The organism is Sphingomonas sp. QA11 (assembly GCF_028473665.1).
Classification (GTDB): domain Bacteria; phylum Pseudomonadota; class Alphaproteobacteria; order Sphingomonadales; family Sphingomonadaceae; genus Sphingomonas; species Sphingomonas phytovorans.
In genome coordinates this window covers 5123407-5141386 of record NZ_CP098774.1, presented here as the reverse complement: position 1 = coordinate 5141386, position 17980 = coordinate 5123407, and the positions used below count along the sequence as shown (strand labels likewise).

The window sequence follows — 17980 nt, the reverse complement described above, 5'->3', positions numbered from 1 at the left end:
TCTCGCATGTCACTTTTATGACAGCGGACGCAGGATCACGACGGCGCCGACAAGTCCAGCGCGATCAGCACCCGAGCCGGGTAGCGAGATCGACCAGACTGCCGGCCGTATGATCCCATTCCTGCCGGAAATGACGGTCGGGCGCTGGCCTGCCGCCATATTCAAGCGGACGATCGATATAGGCGGTGGCGAGGCCGCAGGCACGGGCAGCGGCGAGATCGCTGTGATGCGCGGCGACGAGGCACAGGGCGGAAGGATCGATACCCAATGTTTCGGCTGCACCGAGATAAGCCCGTGGCTCGGGCTTGTAGGCGCCCGTCACCTCAGCGCCCAGGATCGCGTCCCAGGGCAGGCCGCCGCGCCGCGCCATCTCAAGCATCAGTGCGATATTGCCGTTGGAAAGGGTGACGATCGGGTAGCGCGCCTTGAGCCGGGTCAGCCCCTCGACTGCATCGGGCCAGGGATCGAGCCGGCGCCAGGCAAGGGCGAACCGGGCGATATCGTCCTCATCCGCACCGATGACCCCGTGGCGATCGAGCAGCGTGTCGAGCGTCTCGCGGTTGAGCACGTCAAGCCGGACGAACGGTCGGCGCCCCGAGCGGCATTCCTCCATCGCCGGCTGGTAGAGCCCGCGCCACTGATCGGCGAAACCAGCCGGATCGATATCGCGGCGGCCGAAGTCGGCGAAGAAGGAGGCAGCCTCGCGCGCGATGCTGGTGCGCCAGTCGACCACCGTGCCGAAGACGTCAAATGCCAGCGCCTCGATCGGCGCGGCCATCAGTTGTGTTCGGCGACGATATCGCGCAGCGCATCGGCCAGTACCCGCGTTTCCGTCTCGGTACCGATCGTCATGCGCAACCCCTGCGCAAGCCCCTGCCCCGGCAGCCAGCGCACGATGATGCCGCGCTCCATCAGCTGGCGATAGGCGACCTCCGCCGTCAACGCGCCTTCGAACAGGACGAGCAGGAAGTTCGCGTGGCTCGGCACGACGCGCAGGCCCGCGTTGCCGAGCTTGGCGATCTCGCCCGCCAGCCAGGCGCGCCATTCGATATTGTGCGCGCGGCTATGCTCGATGAAGTCGGTCGCGCCGAGCGCGGCGATCGCCGCCCGCTGGCCAGCCGTGGTGATGCAGAAGGGCGCGCGGATGCGGTGCATCGCGGCGACCGCCTCGGCCGAACCATAGCCCCAGCCGATCCGCTCCGCGGCGAGGCCGTGGATCTTGGAGAAGGTGCGCGTAACGATCACATTGGGCGCGTTGCGCGCAAGATCGAGGCCGCCATCATCCTCTTCCGGCGTCAGATATTCGGCATAGGCCTGGTCGATCACCAGCATCACGTCCGACGGCAGGTTCGCGTGAAGGCGCAGGATCTCGCCGCGCGGGGCATAGGTGCCGGTCGGGTTGTTGGGGTTGGCGACGAACACGATTCGCGTGCGCGGCGTGACGCAAGCGAGGATCGCGTCGACATCGGTCGCATAGTCCTTGTCGGGGGCGACCACGACGGTGGCGCCGACTCGGCGGGTCGCAATCTCGTACACCGCGAAGCCATATTGGACGAAGATCACCTCGTCGCCGGGCCCGGCATAGGCCCCGGCCGCGAGGTGGAGCACCTCGTCCGAGCCGGTGCCGTAGATGATCCGGGCGGGATCGAGATCGTGATAGGCCGCGATCGCCTCGCGCAGGTCGGCCGCGCTGGCATCGGGATAGCGATAGAGATCGCCGACATGCGCCGAGAAGGCGGCGCGCGCCTGATCGCTGGTGCCGAGCGGGTTCTCGTTGGAGGAGAGCTTGGCGATCGGCGCGCCGGCATCAGTGGTGGAACGCCCCGGCACATAGGGAGCGATCGCCATGATCCAGTCTTTGGGTTTCGGTGCGGTCATGCGATCGGCCCTAGCGGGGTGCAGGGCGGATTGGAAGGCGAGCGATCCGCCCCGAAAACGGGGAGGATCAGGAACGCGGCTTGGGCGGGCGGTTCGGGCGCGGGCCGCGCGGCTTGGCCGGATCGTTGCCGCCCGGCTTGGGCGGCGGCGCGTTGGGGCGGCGATGGCGCTGGGCATCGCGCGAGGCTGGCCGCGGCGGCGGCGGCGCAGTCCTCGGCACGGTCGAGCCGGCCGGCGCGACCGTATAGCCTTCCTTGAGCAGCCGCGTGAACGCAGCGCGCACGTTGGTGGCGATCGCCGCCTGCAGCTCAGGCGGCAGATCGGCCAGCGTGGTGTTGGCGTGCACCGAATTGAGATCGCGCAGCAGCGTGTTGGGCACGCCCTTCGACGCTGCCTTCAGCGCACCGATCGAATCGATGATGGCGGAAAAGACGATGTCCTGCATCACGTCGGTGGCTGATTTGCTCATGGCGGCGGGCACTAGAGGGATTCAGGGCCGACTGGAACAGCAAAGTTAGCCCATTCACGCTCAAGGTCGTCCCGGTGCCGCCGCCCTCTCACTCTTCCCCGGCGAAGGCCGGGGCCCAGTTGGGGGGCGACCGTGGATGGCAGGACGCGTCGTTACATCGGCCTTCCCGACTGGGCCCCGGCCTTCGCCGGGGAAGAGTGAGGTCAGGGGATTCGCACGGACAACCAGCGACGCGTGCGCGGAGGAGCGGATGCCGGAACAAGTCCGGCATGACGGTGGGGCGTGCCTAGCCGCGCGGGCGCTTGCGCAGGGTCGGGCGCGGCTGGTGGCGCACGGGGGCCGGGCCGTTGTGGCGGCGCGGCTCGCGGGCGGCCTGTTGCGGACCGCCTTCGAGCACTTCGAACTGGACGCCGCCCTCGGCCTCCTCGCCCACCGTGCGCTTGACCGAGGCCATGAACTTGCCGGCAATGGCGCGCGGAATCTGGAAGGCGGTCTCGTTCGGGCCGATGCGGATCGCGCCGACCTCGTTCTTGGTGATGTGCCCCCGGCGGCAGATCAGCGGCAGGATCCAGCGCGGATCGGCGTTCTGGCGGCGGCCGATATCCATGCGGAACCATACGATGTCGTCGAAGCCTTCGCGGTGATGCTCCTTGCCGGCCGGCTGGGCGGCGCCCTGGGTCAGCATCTCCTCCGGGGCGGGCAGGCGCGCGCGATAGGTCTTGACCAGCGCCGCCGCGATATCCTCGGGCGACTTCTGCTCCATGAGCTGCGCGGCGAGCGCGCGATCGTCATCATCGACCTCGATCGTCTCGAGCAGCATTTCCATCAGGCGGGTGCGGTCCGCCTTGCGAATGTCGTCGGCGGTGGGCGCATTGACCCATTCGACCGCGATGCGCGCGCCGCGCAGCATCATCTCGACCCGGCGTTTGCGCTGATAGGGGACGATCAGGACGGCGGTGCCCTTCTTGCCCGCGCGGCCGGTGCGGCCCGAACGGTGCTGAAGCGTCTCGGCATCGCGCGGCAGCTCGACATGGATGACCAGGCTCAGCGTCGGCAGATCGATGCCCCGCGCGGCGACATCGGTCGCGACGCAGACCCGGGCGCGCTGGTCGCGCAGCGCCTGCATCGCCGCGTTGCGCTCGTTCTGGGTGTGCTCGCCCGACAGGGCAACGGCGGCGAAGCCGCGCTCGACCAGGCTGGCATGGAGATGGCGGACATTGTCGCGCGTCGCGCAGAACAGCATCGCCGATTCGGCCTCGTGCAGGCGGAGCAGGTTGACCACGGCATTCTCGATATCGGCCGGGGCGACGGTGACCGCCTGGTAGCTGATGTCGCCATGCCCGCGATCCTCGCCCACCGTCGAAATGCGCAGCGCGTCGCGCTGGTAACGCTTGGCGAGCGCGACGATCTGCTTCGGCATGGTCGCCGAGAAGAGGAGCGTGCGGCGCTGATCGGGGGTCGCGTCGAGAATCTGCTCGAGATCCTCGCGGAAGCCCATGTCGAGCATCTCGTCGGCTTCGTCGAGGATGACTGCCTTGAGCGCGCCGAGATCGAGCGCGCCGCGCTCGATATGATCGCGCAGGCGGCCCGGCGTGCCGACGACGATATGCGCGCCGCGCGACAGGGCGCGGCGTTCGCTCGACGCGTCCATGCCGCCGACACAGGTGGCGATGCGCGCGCCGGCCTTTTCATAAAGCCAGCCGAGCTCACGGCTGACCTGGAGCGCAAGCTCGCGCGTCGGCGCGATGGCCAGGGCGAGCGGGGCGCGAGCCGGGGGCAGCGCGCCTTCCTCGCCAAGAAGCTGCGGCGCGATGGCGAGGCCGAAAGCGACTGTCTTGCCTGAGCCGGTCTGCGCCGAGACGATCATGTCGCGGCCCTCGGCCTGGGGCTCGATCACCGCGGCCTGGACTGGAGTGGGCGCGGCATAGCCACGGGCGGAGAGCGCTTCGGCGAGAAGCGTGGGCAGATGTGAGAAGGGCATGTTATTCCGGATTTGGGGGGCCGCGTGTTCGCGCGCAAAGCGGGGCCCTAGCAGATAATCCGGATTAAAGCACGCCCGTCGGTAACGCGATCAGATACGCTGGCGCGCAAGGCCGGCCGGCAGCCCGGATCGGGCCGGCGAAGCCTCGGCCGCGGCGTCGTTCACCCAGTCCTGGTCACGCGCCTCGACCAGCGCCACCGCGACGATCTGCGCCAGCGCCACCGGCAGCAGCAGGTAGCTGCCGACCACCAGCGCCGCGAACAATCCTGCGGCGGCGACGGCGAGCATCAGCAGGGTGAGCGCGACCAGCACCAGCCGCGCCCCGGTGACCCCGAACAGGGCGAGGCACGCCCCCGCACCGACAGCGAAGGCGATAGAGACCGGATTGGGCGCGGCGATGGCGAGATAGAGCAGGGAGGCAGCGAACAGCCCAAGGCCGGCTTGAGTCCTTCCCGACCAGGTGAACGGAGTCTGCGATGACATGATGGCCCCTTTTGTTTCGGGACCAACGATGCGATTCCACAACTGTTCCATCGTCACGGGAACTTCCTGCCGGATCGGGCGCTTGCATGCCGTCCCGTCGCCTTGCGCGGCGGATTTTTTCAGGAGCCGCGCATGAAGCAGCTGGTCGCCTTCGACCTCGACGGAACGCTCGCCGAGAGCAAGCAGCCTTTGCAGGAGCCGATGGGCGAGGCGCTGGCCGACCTGCTCGGCGTCGCGCAGGTCGCGGTGATCTCCGGCGGGGACTGGCCGCAGTTCGAGAAGCAGGTGGCGAGCCGACTGCCCGCCCGCGCCGACCTGACCCGCCTCTGGCTGATGCCGACGACCGGCACCAAGCTCTACCGATATGACGGGTCTTGGCGTGCCGTTTACGCCGAACTGTTCGACGATGCCCAGAAACATGCCATCTTCGACGCGTTCGACGCGGCACTGAAGGCGACCGGCTTCGTGCCGGAAAAGACCTGGGGCGAGCGGATCGAGGATCGCGGCAGCCAGATCACCTTTTCCGCGCTGGGCCAGCAGGCGCCGCTCGACGCGAAGGAGCATTGGGACCCTGACTTCGCCAAGCGTAAGGTGATCCAGGCCGACCTGCGCAAGCGCCTGCCCGGCCTGTCGATCAACATGGGCGGCGCGACCTCGATCGACGTCACGCGGGAAGGCGTCGATAAGGCCTATGGCCTGAAGAAGCTGCGCGACACGAGCGGCATCGCGCTCGACGCGATGCTGTTCATCGGCGACGCGATCTTCCCCGGCGGCAACGACTATCCGGCCAAGGAGCTTGGGCTCGACACGGTCCGGGTGCGCGACCCGGGGGACACGCTGGCCGCGATCGCTGCCATCGTCGCCTGCCAGAAATAACGCATCCCGCCATTTGCCCATCACTCGTTAACCCAGCCCCCCTATCGTCCTTCGACGCGCTGATGGACTTCGCGATCAGGCTGCAGGATCGGGCATGATGACGGATGGTGGTATCGGCGCGCTGGAGCGGGAGCTTCGGACCAGCCGACAGATGTTCAGGGCGGCATTCCATGCGGCGGCGACGGGCAAGGCGATCGTCGACGTGACGGGCATCTGCGTCGAAGTGAATGCGTCGCTGGCGGCGTTGCTCGGCCATGCCCCCGACGCGCTGGCCGGCATGCATTTCGCCGATTTCACGCATCCGCACGATATCCGGGCCGACCTGCATTTGTTCGAGGAAGTGATGCGCGGCGAGCGCGACAGCTACCAGATGGAGAAACGCTATCTTCACAAGGACGGCGGCATCGTCCATGTCCTGCTGACCGCGACGGTGGTGCGCGAGGAGGACGGCACGCCGATCAGCTTCCTTTCGGAGGTGGTCGACCTGACCGAACGCCTTGAGGCGCGCCAGGCGCTGCAGGAAGCCAATAGCCGGTTGCAGCACCAGGTCGTCACCGACCATCTGACCGGCCTGTACAACCGGCGCGGCTTCGAGGAAGCGCTGGCCGGCCCGCTGGGACATCAGGCGAGCCTGTTGCTGATCGACCTCGACCATTTCAAGCATATCAACGACCGGCTGGGCCACAGGGCCGGCGACATGGTGCTGGCCGAGGTCGGCCGGCGCCTGCCCCGCCAGATTCGCGACGGCGATGTCGTCGCCCGGGTCGGCGGGGACGAATTCGGCATCATCATGCATCATGCCGACCGTGCGCTGGCCGAACGCACGGCGGCGCGGATCGTGAAGCAGCTCGGCACCGTCTATGAAGTCGATGGGGCCTTCGCCCATATCGGCGCGAGCGTCGGCGTATCCTGCACCGAAGACGGCGACGTTTCGCTACGCGAGCTGGTCTGCCGGGCCGACGAGGCACTGTACGCGGCGAAGCGCGCCGGGCGCAGCCGCTGGCAGCTCGCGGCATAGACACGGTCGCATCCGGGCCGAGCCGTGCTGAAACCGGCGACGATATGGGGCGGGCGTTCATCGCCGAGTCAGGATCGGGCGGACAAGCCAGTCGCGTGACCACCTCCCCAGCGCCCCCTTCCGCCTTTCGCCAGATCCTTGCCCATTCAGCCACCCGCAACCTGGCGGCGGGGGTGTTGATGATCGCGGTGGTCGGGATCGCGGTCGCGGCGCTGTTCAACATCCTGAGCGAGACGAGCTGGGAGGATATCCGCGCGGCGTTCGGGCGGATCGGCATCGTCAACCTGGCCGCGTCGGTGGCGCTCACCGCGCTCAGCTATCTGGTGCTGACCGGCTATGACGTGCTCGCCCTGCGCTCGATCGGCCGGAAAGTCCCGTACCGGACGGCCGCGCTGGCATCCTTCACCAGCTACATCTTCAGCCATAATTTCGGGTTCGCCGTGCTCACCGGCGGGCTTGCGCGGTACCGAATCTATCGCCGCAAGGGGCTGAGCCTCGGCGAGGTCGCGCAGGTTATCGCGCTCGCCGGCATCACCTTCTGGTTCGGCGTCTTCCTGATGCTCGGCATCGCCCTGATCGCCATTCCGGGCGTGTTCGCCCAGGAAGGATGGCAGGTGCCGTACCGATACCAGGCCCTGGGCGGATCAGTGATCCTGGCCGGCCTTGTCGGCTATCTGGTGCTACTCCATTTCCGCGCGGGACGGCCCGTGCGCCTGTTCGGCTGGTCGCTGGTGCTGCCGACGGTCGGCCTGGCGCTCGGCCAGTTCGCGCTCGCGATGATCGACATCACGCTGGCGACTGCGGCGCTGTTCGTCCTTGTCCCGGGCCTCGATCTCGCAAGTTTCCCTGCCGTTCTGGTCGGCTATATCACCGCGTTCGTTTCGGGGCTGATCACCCACGCGCCCGGCGGTGTCGGCGTGTTCGAAGCGGTGATGCTGGTGGCGCTGCACGACATCAACCGCGCGACGCTGTTCGCCGCGCTGCTGGTGTATCGGTTCATCTATTATCTGCTGCCGCTCGCGGTCGGCCTGATCCTGTTCGCGCTGCACGAGGCGCGCGGGCGGCATCATCAGGCAAGGGCGACCCAGCCGCGGAACGAAAAGCCGGCGTAGAACAGGGCGACGCCGGAAAAGCCGGCCTCGCGGAGGAGCGCTTCGTCCTCGCTGGCCCGGAGGACGGGCAGGCGCTCCGCCATGGCGGCGGCCGAGGCCGAGGCCCGCGCGACATCCGCGCCTGCCCCACCGGCGAAGGCCACCGATCGCGACAGCCAGCGGTGAAGATCGCCGTCGTCAGGACAGCTATGGTGGGCGACGACCAGCGGCGCACCCGCCCTCAGCCGCCGGTGCAGGTCGCGCAACGTGCGCAGCCGTTCCTCCCTTGGAAGGAAGTGCAGGGTGAGCAGACAGGTCGCGCCGTCGAACGGCCCCGGCGGCGCCGTATCGACATAGCCTTGCTTCAACTCGACCCGCTGCTGAAGCGGCCCGAGGATCAACCGCGCCAGACCCAGCATCTCGGCCGAGGGGTCGACGCCCGTGAAGCGCCACCGCGGTTGCGCCTCGACGAACGCCTTCAGCTCGAGGCCCCCGCCCGCGCCGAGCACCAGAATAGCCGCCTCGTCCGGCGCATGCTCAGCCAGCAGGAGCGCCGCCATGCGGTGAAGGTCGGCGAAGCCGGGCACCTTTTGCGGCGTGCCCTCCGCATAGCCGGCCACCATCGCGGGATCGGTGAAAGGTTGATTCGGCTGCATCGTTCAGCCGAACACGAGCGCGCGATGAGCTGAGGTGCCCGCCGTGACCCCGTCCGCGACCGCCCAGCTCACGCTGTGCGGCGCGCGTGCGATATCGCCGGCGGCATAGAGGCCGGGCACATTGGTCATCTTGTCGGCATCGGTCCTGATGACGGGTCCCATCAGCCCTTCGTCGATCACCACACCGAGCTGTTCAGCGATCGGGCTCGAGAGGCAGGACTGGGGCGCCACATAGAGCGCCTCGACCGGGCTGGTCCGCCCGTCCTCCAACTCGATGGCGGAAAGGGCCTCGTGCTCGCCGACCAGTCGCCTCACCTTGCCCGGCTCCACCTCGACGCCCTGTTCGGCCAGCGTTGCCGCGCTTTCCGGATCGAGCCCGGCACCGTTGAGATACAGGGTCGTCGGCCCCCATTCTGCGATCAGGCGGGCCTGGTGCGCCGACATGGGCGTGCGATAGAGTACGCCGAGCCGGCGGTCGGCGAACTCGAAGCCATGGCAATAGGGACAATGCAGCACCGTCCTGCCCCAGCGTTCCCCGAGGCCGGGGATCGGTTCCAGCATGTCGCGCAGCCCGAAGGCGAGAACCGCCTTGCGCGCCGAGATTTCCTCGCCGCTCGACAGGGAGACGGAGAAGCCATCTTCACTGGATCGGGCGGCGACCGCTTCGGCGTCGATCATGCGCACCCCGGGATAAGCGGAGAGCTGATCGCGCGCCCTGGCGAGGATCGCCTGCGGCCGGCTGCCGTCGAAGCCGAGAAAGCCGTGCGAGGCGGTGGCAAAGCGATTGCGCGGCTGGCCCGTGTCGATGACGCACACGCTACGCCGCGCGCGGGCGAGGTAGGTCGCGGCGGCCAGACCGGCGAAACCACCGCCGACGATGATGGCATCATGCTTCATGTAGGTTCTCCACGGATAAAGCCGCCGCCCTGCGCCACACGCCGAACGCGCCGGGCAACCAGCCTTATATCATGTAACTTTGTATGATGCATGATGACGTCGTGTCAACCGCTACTCCCTTCCCTCAATCGCCGATCGACCGGATGACCCGCGCCGGATTGCCTCCGACAAGGCTGTTGCGGGGAACGTCGCGGGTGACCACCGAACCAGCGGCCACGACGGCGTTCTCCCCCACCGTCACACCACCGATGATCGTTGCGCCGGCTGCGATCCAGACGTTCCGCTCGATCACGACCGGCTTCGCGATCACGCCGTCACGTCGCCGGGAGGGTTCGACGGGGTGGCCCGAGGTGATGATGCTGACGTTCGGCCCGATCATCACGTCATCGCCGATGTCGATCCCGCCAAGATCGTACAGGGTGCAATTCTGGTTGATGAACACATTGCGCCCGACACGGATGTTCTCGCCGCCGGTCGTGTAGAATGGCGGGATCAGCGAGAAGCCGTCGTCGACCTTGCTGCCGATCAGGTCGCTGAACACGGCCCGGATTTCGTCGGCATCCTCGAACGTCAGCCGGTTGAGCACCGGGGTGATCGCCATCGCCCGCCTGACACTGGCCACCATGGCCGCCGATTCCGACGTCCTGCGGGGAATGATCCTGGTGCCGTCGTCCTCGTTCGACATGCCTTGTTTGCCTCGCGCTGAAGTTGATTGCGCTACCCAGCATCGGACTGCCGGGCCATCCTCACACCACCTGCCCGGCCGCCCAACCGCTGGCCCAGGCCCATTGGAAATTATAGCCGCCGAGCCAGCCGGTGACATCCACCGCCTCGCCGATCGCATGGAGGCCGGGGACCTTGCGGGCCTCCATCGTCTGCGAGGACAGGCCGTCGGTGGCGATGCCGCCGGCGACGACCTCGGCCTTGGCGAGTCCTTCGGTGCCGTTCGGGGTGAAGCGCCAGTCGGCCAGGCGGCGGGCGGCTTCGTCGAGACGCTTGTCGGTCTGGCCAACTAGATCGCCCTCGATGGCAAGCCGGTCAGCGAGGGTTTCGGCGAGACGGGCCGGGAGGTGGCTCGCGAGCAGTTTCCGAAAGGCCATGCGCGGGCTCGCCCGCTTCGCCTCGGCCAGCCAGCCGGCATTGAGATCGGGCAGAAAATCGATCCCGATCGAGTCGCCGTGGCGCCAATAGGAGGATATCTGGAGGATCGCCGGGCCTGACAGGCCCTTGTGGGTGAATAGCGCCGCTTCCCGAAACGCCGTCTTGCCGCAGCGGGCGACGACCTCCGCCGCGACGCCCGACAGCGAGCGGAACAGCGTCTCCTCCCCGCCAAGCGTGAAGGGCACCAGCGCCGGGCGCGGCTCGACCACCTTGAGGCCGAAGCGGCGGGCGAGATCATAAGCGAAGCCGGTCGCGCCCATTTTGGGGATCGAGGGGCCGCCGGTCGCGATCACCAGCGACGGCGCGGTCGCGATGCGGTCGCCGAAGGTGACGCGGTACTGGCCATCGGCATGGTCCAGCTCGCGGATCACATGGCCGAGGCCGAGCGTGACGCCCCCCGCATCGCATTCGTCGAGCAGCATCGCGACGATCTGCTTCGCCGAGCCGTCGCAGAAAAGCTGGCCAAGGGTCTTTTCATGCCAGGCGATGCCGTGGCGATCGACCAGTTCGATGAAATCCTGCGCCGAATAGCGACCGAGCGCCGACTTCGCGAAATGCGGGTTGGCGGAGAGATAGCGGTCGGGCGCGGTGTTGATATTGGTGAAGTTGCACCGCCCCCCGCCCGAGATGAGGATCTTCTTGCCGGGCGCGTCGGCGTGGTCGAGCAGCAGCACCCGCCGCCCGCGCTGGCCGGCAGTAAGCGCGCACATCATGCCGGCCGCGCCGGCGCCGAGGATAATGGTGTCGTAGGGGTGGGGATGGGTCATTAAGCCTTCTTCCTTCTCCCCCTGTGGGAGAAGGTGGCCCGAAGGGCCGGATGAGGGGAAGTGAGGTTCGCGACACTAACGAGTGTCCCCCTCACCCTTCCCACGCCTTCGGCGCGGGCCCCTTCCCTCTCCCACAGGGGGAGAGGGAAAAGAAGAGGAAAGGTCACGCCACCGGCAGCCGCAGGCGAAAACACGCGCCGGCCGGCACGTCCTTCGCCTCGATCGTCCCGCCCGTCGCCGACAGCAGGGACCGCGCGATGGCGAGGCCGAGGCCGGCCCCGCCCGCCTCGCGCCGGCCAGTGAAGAAAGGTTCGAAGATACGCTCCAGATCGGCCACCGCGATGCCGGGACCGTCGTCGGTAACCCACAGGATCACGCCGCCATCATCCGGCTCGATGCGGATGCTCACCCGCCCGGCCCCGGCCTGACGGCTGTTCTCGACCAGCGTTTCGAGCAGGGTCTCGACCACCTCCGGCGTGATCCGCGCCATCGGGGCATTGCCCGCCGCGACATCGACCGCGAAGCGATCCGACCGGAAGGAATCAGCCACGCGGCGCGCCGAGGCGACGATATCGGCCCGCGCGCCGGCATCGATGCTCGCCATGTCGGCGCGGGCGAGATCGAGCAGGCGCTGGACGAGGCGCGACAGACGATCCGCATCGGCGGCGGCATTGGCGATGAAGCGGCGGCGTTCCTCCTCGCTCATCTCCGCGCCGTGCTCGTCAAGCAGTTCGAGCGCGCCGCGGATGCCCGCGATCGGCGTCTTGAATTCGTGGCTGACCGCCGCCGCGAAATCCTTGAGGTAGCGCGAGCGGCGCTCGATCCGGTCGGCCATGGCGCGGAAATTGTCGTAGAGTTGCGCGATCTCGATCGCCGCGGTGACGGGTGTCTCGGGGATCGCGACGCGGCCGCGCGCGACATCCTCGCTCGCCCGGGCCAGCGCGTCGATCGGCCGGGCGATGCCGCGCGAGAGCAGCGCGACCAGCACCAGCAAGGTGCCGAGGATCAGGCCGATGCCGAGCAATATCTTGCCGCGATCCTGGTAGAGGCCGACGAACAGGCCGCGCGGGGTGCGCGACAGCATGACGACGCCGATCACCCGCCCCTGATCGATCACCGGGCGGGCATGATGGACCCGGATCGCATAGGCGCGGCTGAACAGGGCGAGCCAGCTCCGCGCCTCATATTGCCCGCGCGCGCGCAACACGGTGCGCGGATGGCCGGCAAGCGCCGACTGGACCTCGGGCAGATTGGCGTAGCTGAGCAGCACATCGTCCCGCCCGAGCACGACTACGCCGCGCGCGTCGAGCAGGCGCGTCGCGGTGAGCGTGATGGCGGCCGCGTCGCTCGCCATCGGCATCAGCGTGCGCGCGACCATGGCGGCATGGCGATCGGGCAGCCCGCGCCGGGTCTCGGCCGGGCGGGGCGGCAGGACCGGCATGGTGCGCAGGTCGATCGTCGGGATCTCGGGCGCGAGGAAGCGCCGGTTGGCGTCGGGCACACCGTCCCGCCAGGCCGATTTATAGGCTGAGGCGAGCACCACGCTCTGCGAGATCAGCTCGGCCTCTGTCTGCTGGACGATGGTGTTTTCATAGACACGCAGGAACAGCGCCGCGACACCGGGCAGCGCCGCGACGAACAACAGGGTGCCGAGCAGGATCGAGCGCAGCCTCAGCGTCGGCCAATGTGCCTTGGCGAAGGTCTTGAACGCCCGGATCGAACCCCCGATCAATCGCAGGCGCCGATCCGGTAGCCGATGCCGGCGCGCGTCTCGATCAGGTTGGCCGAATCGAACTTCGCGCGGAGGTTGCGGACATGGCTGTCGATCGTGCGGTCAGTGATGGCGAAGCCGGGGCCGTGCAGCCGGTCGATGATCGCGTCGCGGGTATAGACCTTGGCCGGAGTGGCCGCGAGCAGCAGCAGGAGCTGGAATTCGGTGGCGGTCAGCGGCACCGGCATGCCGTCCCAACGCGCCTCCCACCCGTCGGTATCGAGCGCCAGGCGGTTGCGGACGACATTTTCCGGCTCGGGCGGCGGCACGCCGCGCTTGAGGATGGCACCGACCCGGGCGACCACCTCGCGTGGGGAGAAGGGCTTCACGACATAATCGTCGCCGCCGATCTCGATACCGACGATCCGGTCGATCTCGTCGTCGCGCGAGGAAAGGAACAGGATCGGCAACCCCGCCCCGGCCCCGCCCGCAGCGCGCAACCGGCGGCACAGGTCGAGGCCGTTGAGGCGCGGCATGTTGATGTCGAGCACCATCAGGTCGGGCATCTCCCGCCCGATCGCCTCAAGCGCCTCCTCGCCGTCGGCTGCCTCGCTCGGCCGCATGCCGGCTTTACCGAGCGCGAAGACGAGCAGCTCGCGGATGTGCGGATCGTCGTCGACGACGAGGATGCGGTGGCTCATGGGTTTCATTGTGGTCCTGCGGGGCTGGCGGTCAACGGTTCAATCATCTCCGTCATGCCGGGCTTGTTCCGGCATCCACCCTTCCCCCAGCACAATCGGCGTTGCGCGCGCGGGACAGTGGACCCCGGAACAAGTCCGGGGTGACGGGTACGATCTAGACCCGCGCCATCGACTCATCATCCGGTGCATATGGAGAAATGGTGCAGACCTGCATCGCCCTCGCCCCTGAACAGGAAGAGGGCGATGCTGGCCAACACCCCTTTCAAAACGGTGTCCCTCCACCTAAAGGTCATACCATACCCGATCCTCGAAAGGCCCTGTCATGCGTGAAGCAGCCATCGTCGCCACAGCCCGCACCCCGATCGGGAAAGCCTATCGCGGCGCGTTCAACATCACCGAGGCGCCGGTGCTGGCCGGCCATGTGATGAACGCGGCGACGGAACGGGCCGGGATCGACCCGGCGCGGATCGACGAGGTGTTCTGGGGCGTGGGCAACCAATGGGGGACTCAAGGGGGAAATGCCGGCCGGATGGCGATCTTCGCGAGCAATTTGCCGCAGACCGTGCCGGCCTTTTCGCTCGACCGGAAATGCGGATCGGGGTTGACCGCGGTGGCGCTCGCGGCGCGATCGATCCTGTGCGACGAGATGGACGTGGCGCTGGCCGGGGGCATGGAATCGATCAGCCTGACGGTGACCAAGGACGCGCCGCGCTTCGTCAACAAATCGGTGATCGCCAACGAACCCGCCGCGTACATTCCCATGATCGAGACGGCCGAGATCGTCGCCGAACGCTATGGCATCAGCCGCGAGGCACAGGATGCCTATGGCGCGGCAAGCCAGCAGCGCGCGGCCGCCGGGCTGGAAAACGGGGCATTCACCAAGGAGATCGCGCCGATCACGGTCGAGAAGGCAGTGTTCGACAAGGAAGGCAACCGCACCGGAACCGAAACGGTGACCGTGTCGCGGGACGAGGGAATCCGCGCGGGCACCACGATCGAGGCGCTGCGCGGCCTGAAGACGGTGTGGCAGGGCGGCGAATTCACCGGGCCGGGATCAAACGTCACGGCGGGCAATGCCAGCCAGCTGTCCGACGGCGCGTCGGCGCAGATCCTGATGGACCGGGCGACCGCCGAGGCGGAGGGCAAGGAGATCCTCGGCATCTATCGCGGCTTCCAGGCGGCCGGGTGCGGACCTGACGAGATGGGCATCGGGCCTGTGTTCGCGATCCCCAAGCTGCTCCGGCGCGCCGGGCTGTCAGTGGCCGATATCGGGCTGTGGGAACTGAACGAAGCCTTTGCCAGCCAGTGCCTCTATTGCCGCGATCATCTCGGCATCGATCCCGACAAGTATAACGTCAATGGCGGGGCGATCGCGGTGGGCCATCCGTTCGGGATGACCGGGTCGCGGCTGGTCGGCCATGCGCTCATCGAGGGACGCAGGCGCGGCGTGCGCTATGTCGTGGTATCGATGTGCACCGCCGGCGGCATGGGCGCGGCGGGGCTGTTCGAAATCGTCTGAGGCGTATCCCTCTCTCCCCTGAAGAGGAGAGAGGGCACATGAGTCAGGCGTCCTGACCGAGCGCTTCCCTGACCGTGGCTTCGGATCGCGCATGGAGCGCCCAGAAATCGCGGACTGGTTCGCCGGCGAATTTCGACTGAAGCACCGCGAGATGCGAGTGCCAGCCGCCGCCGAAATCAAGCATGCCGGCCGGACCGGCGATGCCGCTGTGCGTCAGCACGAGCCGGGTCTTGTCGCCCAGCGACGTGAGCTCGAACCGGGCCTCGCCCTGCTTGCCGCCTTCCCAGCTCCAGGCGACCAGATGCGGCGCGTCGAACGCCGTCACCTGCTCGCGCGATACGGTGCACCTGTGCGCGCAATATTTCTCGGGATAGGGCACATCGTCAGTCGAGAGATTGTCATGATCGAAGACGAGTTCCAGCGAACCGCCGACATGCGGTTCGAGATTGCCGCCCGCGAACCATTGGGCGCGCAGATCGGCATCGACCAGATAATGCCAGACGGTGTCGATCGGCGCGTCGAGGATGCGTTCGAGACGGATAGTGCCCGGGGCGGTCGTTTCGATGGCAATCATCATCGTTTCTCCAAAAGATCGGCAAGGCTGCCGAGGATCATCGTCCAGCCCGCGCGGGTCTGGTCTTCATAGGCCGCCCATTCGGGGGCCATTTCGTGCGTGAGCGTCAGCGTCGAGCCGTCGCCCCGGGCGACGATATCGATCGACACGCGGGTCCACTGTCCTTCCACCGCCGGATCGGCCGCGAAGAGGAAGACGAGGCGGCGCGGACGGTCGATCTCCTCGAAACGCAGATGGTGGTGCGCGTCACCCGAGGCGCGGCGCTCGACGATCAGCGCGCGACCGCCGACTCGCGCGTCGATCTCGACCTTCAGCATCGCGCCGTCGGGCGTCCTGAACAGGAAGGCGGCCGCCCTGGCCGGGTCGAGCCAGGCGTCGAACACAGCCTCGGGAGAGGCATCGAAATCGCGGACGACGGTGAGGATAACGGGGGCGGTCATTCGGCCCTCTCCTTCTCAGCCTTTAGCAGGTCTTCGAGGATATCGAGCCGCTCGTTCCAGAATTTCTCCCACTGACGCAGCCAGGCCTGGGCTTCGCGCAACGGCTCGGCCTTCAGCCGGCACAATTGCTGGCGCCCCGCCTTGCGGCGCTCGACCAGCCCGGCCCGCTCAAGCGCGCGCACGTGCTTTGAGGCGCCAGCGAAGCTCATCGCATGCGGCGCGGCGAGTTCGCCGATGCTGCGCTCGCCCGCCGACAGGCTGGCCAGCATGGCGCGGCGAGTGGGATCGGCCAGCGCGGCGAAGGTGATGTCGAGTCGTTCAACCATGAGGTTCAATATCTGTGGATTCGGCGGAATTGTCAACTAACTGGTTGAACAATTCTTCTTGGGGCTCCGGCCTTGCGGTCGCGGCCGGGAGACATCAGGTTCAGGGCCGAAACGAAGGAGACCGGTCATGCAGCGCTTTGCCCAGCCCATCTATATCGCATCCGGCCTTCGAACCCCGTTCGGGCGCGGCGGCGGGGCGCTCGCCGACCATGACGCCATCACGCTCGCGGTACCGGTGGCGCAGGCGATGGCGGCGAAGGCACGGCCCGACCTGTTCGTCTGGGGCACGGTGATCCCGAGCCTTGGCTGGAGCAATATCGGGCGCGAGATCTGGCTCGATGCGGGCCTCGACCCGACCGTGCCATCCTTCTCGGCGGTACTTGCCTGCTCGACCTCGATGATCGCGGCATGGGCCGCGGCCGGCATGCTTGGCGGCGACAAGGACCTCGCCCTGGTCGGCGGCTCCGAAGTGATGAGCAACCCGCCGATCGGGCTGAAGCTCGATGCGTCGAAGCGGATCGTGAAGCTGTTCCGCACCAACCCGGCCGAAGCGCTCGCCGCCTTGCAGGCACTCACCCCGAACGACCTGGTGCTGCCGATCAAGGGCTTCGCCAATCGGATCACCGGCCGGACGATGGGTGACCATATGGAGGAAACGGCGAAGATCTGGGAGATTTCCCGCGAAGCTCAGGATGACTGGTCGCTCAAGAGCCACCAACGCGCCGTCGCGGGATGGGAGAACGGCTTCTTCGACGATCTCGTCATCCCGCTCCCGGAAATCCAGCGCGACGCCAATCCGCGCGCCGACACCTCCGCCGAGAAACTCGCGGGCCTCCCCGTCGCGTTCGACAAGACCAGCGGTAAGGGCACGCTGACCGCGGGCAACAGCTCCCCCATCACTGACGGCGCGGCCGCCTGCTGGGTCGCGACCGAAGCCGGGCTGAAGAAGCTGCCCGTGGACACGCCCCATGCCGAGCTGGTCGACCACGAGATCGCTGCGGTCGACCACGCGGTCGACGGGCTGTTGATGGCGCCGAGCTTCGCCATTCCCCGCCTGCTGGCACGGCATGGACTGCGCTACGAGGACATCGCCCTGTGGGAGATCCACGAGGCCTTTTCAGCGCAGGTGCTGGCCAATGTCGCCGCGCTGGAGAAACCGGACTGGACGCGCGACCGCGCCGGCGTGGCATTCGATTTCGGGCCCTTCCCCTGGGACCGGGTCAATCCCAATGGCGGATCGGTGGCGATCGGCCATCCTTTTGCAGCGACCGGCGCGCGCGATCTCAGCCAGGCAGTGAAGGAACTGTGGGCGCTGCCGGGCGGAAGCTGGGCCGTGGTCAGCGTCTGCGCTGATGGCGGGCACGGCACGGTATCCTTGTTGCGGCGGCCATAGAAACGCTGTCATTGACTCTGCACGGGTGACTGACACTCA

General features: G+C 67.7%; 19 protein-coding genes. 5 read left to right on the top strand and 14 right to left on the bottom strand.

From position 1 onward, the window contains the following. Positions 1–64: 64 nt before the first annotated feature. From NDN01_RS23820 to NDN01_RS23800, 5 genes are all read right to left on the bottom strand, one after another. Positions 65–778 (bottom strand): haloacid dehalogenase type II, encoded by a 714-nt coding sequence (locus tag NDN01_RS23820; protein ID WP_272624683.1) that lies wholly within the window; start codon positions 776–778, stop codon positions 65–67. Beyond that, a complete protein-coding gene (gene hisC, locus NDN01_RS23815; protein WP_272624682.1) occupies positions 778–1878 on the bottom strand; it encodes a histidinol-phosphate transaminase in 1101 nt (366 codons plus the stop codon). The genes NDN01_RS23820 and hisC overlap by 1 nt, the downstream gene beginning before the upstream one ends. Positions 1879–1945: 67 nt before the next feature. Beyond that, on the bottom strand, positions 1946–2347 hold the full coding sequence (locus NDN01_RS23810) for a hypothetical protein (RefSeq protein ID WP_272624681.1): 402 nt from the start codon (positions 2345–2347) through the stop codon (positions 1946–1948). A gap of 286 nt (positions 2348–2633) precedes the next feature. Beyond that, the gene (locus tag NDN01_RS23805) at positions 2634–4328 is read right to left on the bottom strand and encodes a DEAD/DEAH box helicase (RefSeq protein WP_272624679.1); all 1695 of its coding nucleotides are present in this window, start codon (positions 4326–4328) and stop codon (positions 2634–2636) included. A 90-nt stretch (positions 4329–4418) separates the two neighbouring features. Next, positions 4419–4811: a hypothetical protein gene (locus NDN01_RS23800; protein ID WP_272624677.1), complete on the bottom strand. Its 393-nt coding sequence runs from the start codon at positions 4809–4811 to the stop codon at positions 4419–4421. 132 nt (positions 4812–4943) lie between these two features. Between NDN01_RS23800 and NDN01_RS23795 the strand changes: the two genes are divergently transcribed. The 3 genes from NDN01_RS23795 (at position 4944) to NDN01_RS23785 (ending at position 7817) form a co-directional block, all read left to right on the top strand. Then, entirely contained in the window at positions 4944–5687 is a 744-nt protein-coding gene (locus tag NDN01_RS23795) for an HAD-IIB family hydrolase (protein ID WP_272624675.1), read from the top strand. 94 nt (positions 5688–5781) lie between these two features. After that, the gene (locus NDN01_RS23790) at positions 5782–6705 is read left to right on the top strand and encodes a GGDEF domain-containing protein (RefSeq protein ID WP_272624673.1); all 924 of its coding nucleotides are present in this window, start codon (positions 5782–5784) and stop codon (positions 6703–6705) included. Positions 6706–6800: 95 nt separating this feature from the next. Beyond that, positions 6801–7817: a lysylphosphatidylglycerol synthase domain-containing protein gene (locus NDN01_RS23785; protein ID WP_272624671.1), complete on the top strand. Its 1017-nt coding sequence runs from the start codon at positions 6801–6803 to the stop codon at positions 7815–7817. Here the strand turns inward: NDN01_RS23785 and NDN01_RS23780 are convergent. From NDN01_RS23780 to NDN01_RS23755, 6 genes are all read right to left on the bottom strand, one after another. Then, on the bottom strand, positions 7775–8452 hold the full coding sequence (locus NDN01_RS23780) for a class I SAM-dependent methyltransferase (protein WP_272624669.1): 678 nt from the start codon (positions 8450–8452) through the stop codon (positions 7775–7777). The two genes, NDN01_RS23785 and NDN01_RS23780, sit on opposite strands and share 43 nt — an antisense overlap. A 3-nt stretch (positions 8453–8455) precedes the next feature. Next, positions 8456–9349, bottom strand: a complete 894-nt coding sequence (locus NDN01_RS23775; protein ID WP_272624667.1) for an NAD(P)/FAD-dependent oxidoreductase — start codon at positions 9347–9349, stop codon at positions 8456–8458. A gap of 124 nt (positions 9350–9473) precedes the next feature. Then, positions 9474–10034 carry a sugar O-acetyltransferase gene (locus NDN01_RS23770; protein ID WP_272624666.1) on the bottom strand — a complete coding sequence of 187 codons (561 nt, stop codon included), beginning with the start codon at positions 10032–10034 and terminating at the stop codon, positions 9474–9476. Between the two features lie 61 nt (positions 10035–10095). After that, a complete protein-coding gene (locus tag NDN01_RS23765) occupies positions 10096–11277 on the bottom strand; it encodes an NAD(P)/FAD-dependent oxidoreductase (protein WP_272624664.1) in 1182 nt (393 codons plus the stop codon). A 163-nt stretch (positions 11278–11440) separates the two neighbouring features. Further along, entirely contained in the window at positions 11441–13009 is a 1569-nt protein-coding gene (locus tag NDN01_RS23760; protein ID WP_272624662.1) for a sensor histidine kinase, read from the bottom strand. After that, complete coding sequence (locus NDN01_RS23755) at positions 13006–13689, bottom strand: response regulator transcription factor (protein WP_272624659.1); 684 nt, start codon at positions 13687–13689, stop codon at positions 13006–13008. The genes NDN01_RS23760 and NDN01_RS23755 overlap by 4 nt, the downstream gene beginning before the upstream one ends. A gap of 322 nt (positions 13690–14011) precedes the next feature. Here NDN01_RS23755 and NDN01_RS23750 point away from each other — a divergent pair, with 322 nt between their 5' ends. Then, the gene (locus NDN01_RS23750; protein ID WP_272624658.1) at positions 14012–15208 is read left to right on the top strand and encodes an acetyl-CoA C-acyltransferase; all 1197 of its coding nucleotides are present in this window, start codon (positions 14012–14014) and stop codon (positions 15206–15208) included. A gap of 43 nt (positions 15209–15251) precedes the next feature. Here NDN01_RS23750 and NDN01_RS23745 read toward each other — a convergent pair whose 3' ends face one another. Genes NDN01_RS23745 through NDN01_RS23735 form a run of 3 tightly spaced genes read right to left on the bottom strand, consistent with a single transcriptional unit; the run spans position 15252 to position 16548 of the window. Continuing rightward, positions 15252–15785: an SRPBCC family protein gene (locus NDN01_RS23745; RefSeq protein WP_272624656.1), complete on the bottom strand. Its 534-nt coding sequence runs from the start codon at positions 15783–15785 to the stop codon at positions 15252–15254. Beyond that, positions 15782–16222: an SRPBCC family protein gene (locus tag NDN01_RS23740; RefSeq protein ID WP_272624655.1), complete on the bottom strand. Its 441-nt coding sequence runs from the start codon at positions 16220–16222 to the stop codon at positions 15782–15784. The genes NDN01_RS23745 and NDN01_RS23740 overlap by 4 nt, the downstream gene beginning before the upstream one ends. Further along, positions 16219–16548 (bottom strand): ArsR/SmtB family transcription factor, encoded by a 330-nt coding sequence (locus tag NDN01_RS23735; protein WP_272628396.1) that lies wholly within the window; start codon positions 16546–16548, stop codon positions 16219–16221. Before NDN01_RS23735 ends, NDN01_RS23740 begins: the two co-directional genes overlap by 4 nt. Before the next feature lie 127 nt (positions 16549–16675). Here NDN01_RS23735 and NDN01_RS23730 point away from each other — a divergent pair, with 127 nt between their 5' ends. Further along, positions 16676–17941: a thiolase family protein gene (locus NDN01_RS23730; RefSeq protein WP_272624653.1), complete on the top strand. Its 1266-nt coding sequence runs from the start codon at positions 16676–16678 to the stop codon at positions 17939–17941. Positions 17942–17980: the final 39 nt, after the last annotated feature.

Bases quoted from the DNA above. Each gene is read 5' to 3' on its own strand.
- NDN01_RS23780 (WP_272624669.1), bottom strand. From the start codon at position 8,452: ATGCAGCCGAATCAACCTTTCACCGATCCCGCGATGGTGGCCGGCTAT.
- NDN01_RS23810 (WP_272624681.1), bottom strand. From the start codon at position 2,347: ATGAGCAAATCAGCCACCGACGTGATGCAGGACATCGTCTTTTCCGCC.
- NDN01_RS23790 (WP_272624673.1), top strand. From the start codon at position 5,782: ATGATGACGGATGGTGGTATCGGCGCGCTGGAGCGGGAGCTTCGGACC.
- NDN01_RS23795 (WP_272624675.1), top strand. From the start codon at position 4,944: ATGAAGCAGCTGGTCGCCTTCGACCTCGACGGAACGCTCGCCGAGAGC.
- NDN01_RS23740 (WP_272624655.1), bottom strand. From the start codon at position 16,222: ATGACCGCCCCCGTTATCCTCACCGTCGTCCGCGATTTCGATGCCTCT.
- NDN01_RS23745 (WP_272624656.1), bottom strand. From the start codon at position 15,785: ATGATGATTGCCATCGAAACGACCGCCCCGGGCACTATCCGTCTCGAA.
- NDN01_RS23800 (WP_272624677.1), bottom strand. From the start codon at position 4,811: ATGTCATCGCAGACTCCGTTCACCTGGTCGGGAAGGACTCAAGCCGGC.
- NDN01_RS23730 (WP_272624653.1), top strand. From the start codon at position 16,676: ATGCAGCGCTTTGCCCAGCCCATCTATATCGCATCCGGCCTTCGAACC.
- NDN01_RS23775 (WP_272624667.1), bottom strand. From the start codon at position 9,349: ATGAAGCATGATGCCATCATCGTCGGCGGTGGTTTCGCCGGTCTGGCC.
- NDN01_RS23770 (WP_272624666.1), bottom strand. From the start codon at position 10,034: ATGTCGAACGAGGACGACGGCACCAGGATCATTCCCCGCAGGACGTCG.
- NDN01_RS23765 (WP_272624664.1), bottom strand. From the start codon at position 11,277: ATGACCCATCCCCACCCCTACGACACCATTATCCTCGGCGCCGGCGCG.
- NDN01_RS23755 (WP_272624659.1), bottom strand. From the start codon at position 13,689: ATGAGCCACCGCATCCTCGTCGTCGACGACGATCCGCACATCCGCGAG.
- NDN01_RS23735 (WP_272628396.1), bottom strand. From the start codon at position 16,548: ATGGTTGAACGACTCGACATCACCTTCGCCGCGCTGGCCGATCCCACT.
- NDN01_RS23750 (WP_272624658.1), top strand. From the start codon at position 14,012: ATGCGTGAAGCAGCCATCGTCGCCACAGCCCGCACCCCGATCGGGAAA.
- NDN01_RS23820 (WP_272624683.1), bottom strand. From the start codon at position 778: ATGGCCGCGCCGATCGAGGCGCTGGCATTTGACGTCTTCGGCACGGTG.
- NDN01_RS23805 (WP_272624679.1), bottom strand. From the start codon at position 4,328: ATGCCCTTCTCACATCTGCCCACGCTTCTCGCCGAAGCGCTCTCCGCC.
- hisC (WP_272624682.1), bottom strand. From the start codon at position 1,878: ATGACCGCACCGAAACCCAAAGACTGGATCATGGCGATCGCTCCCTAT.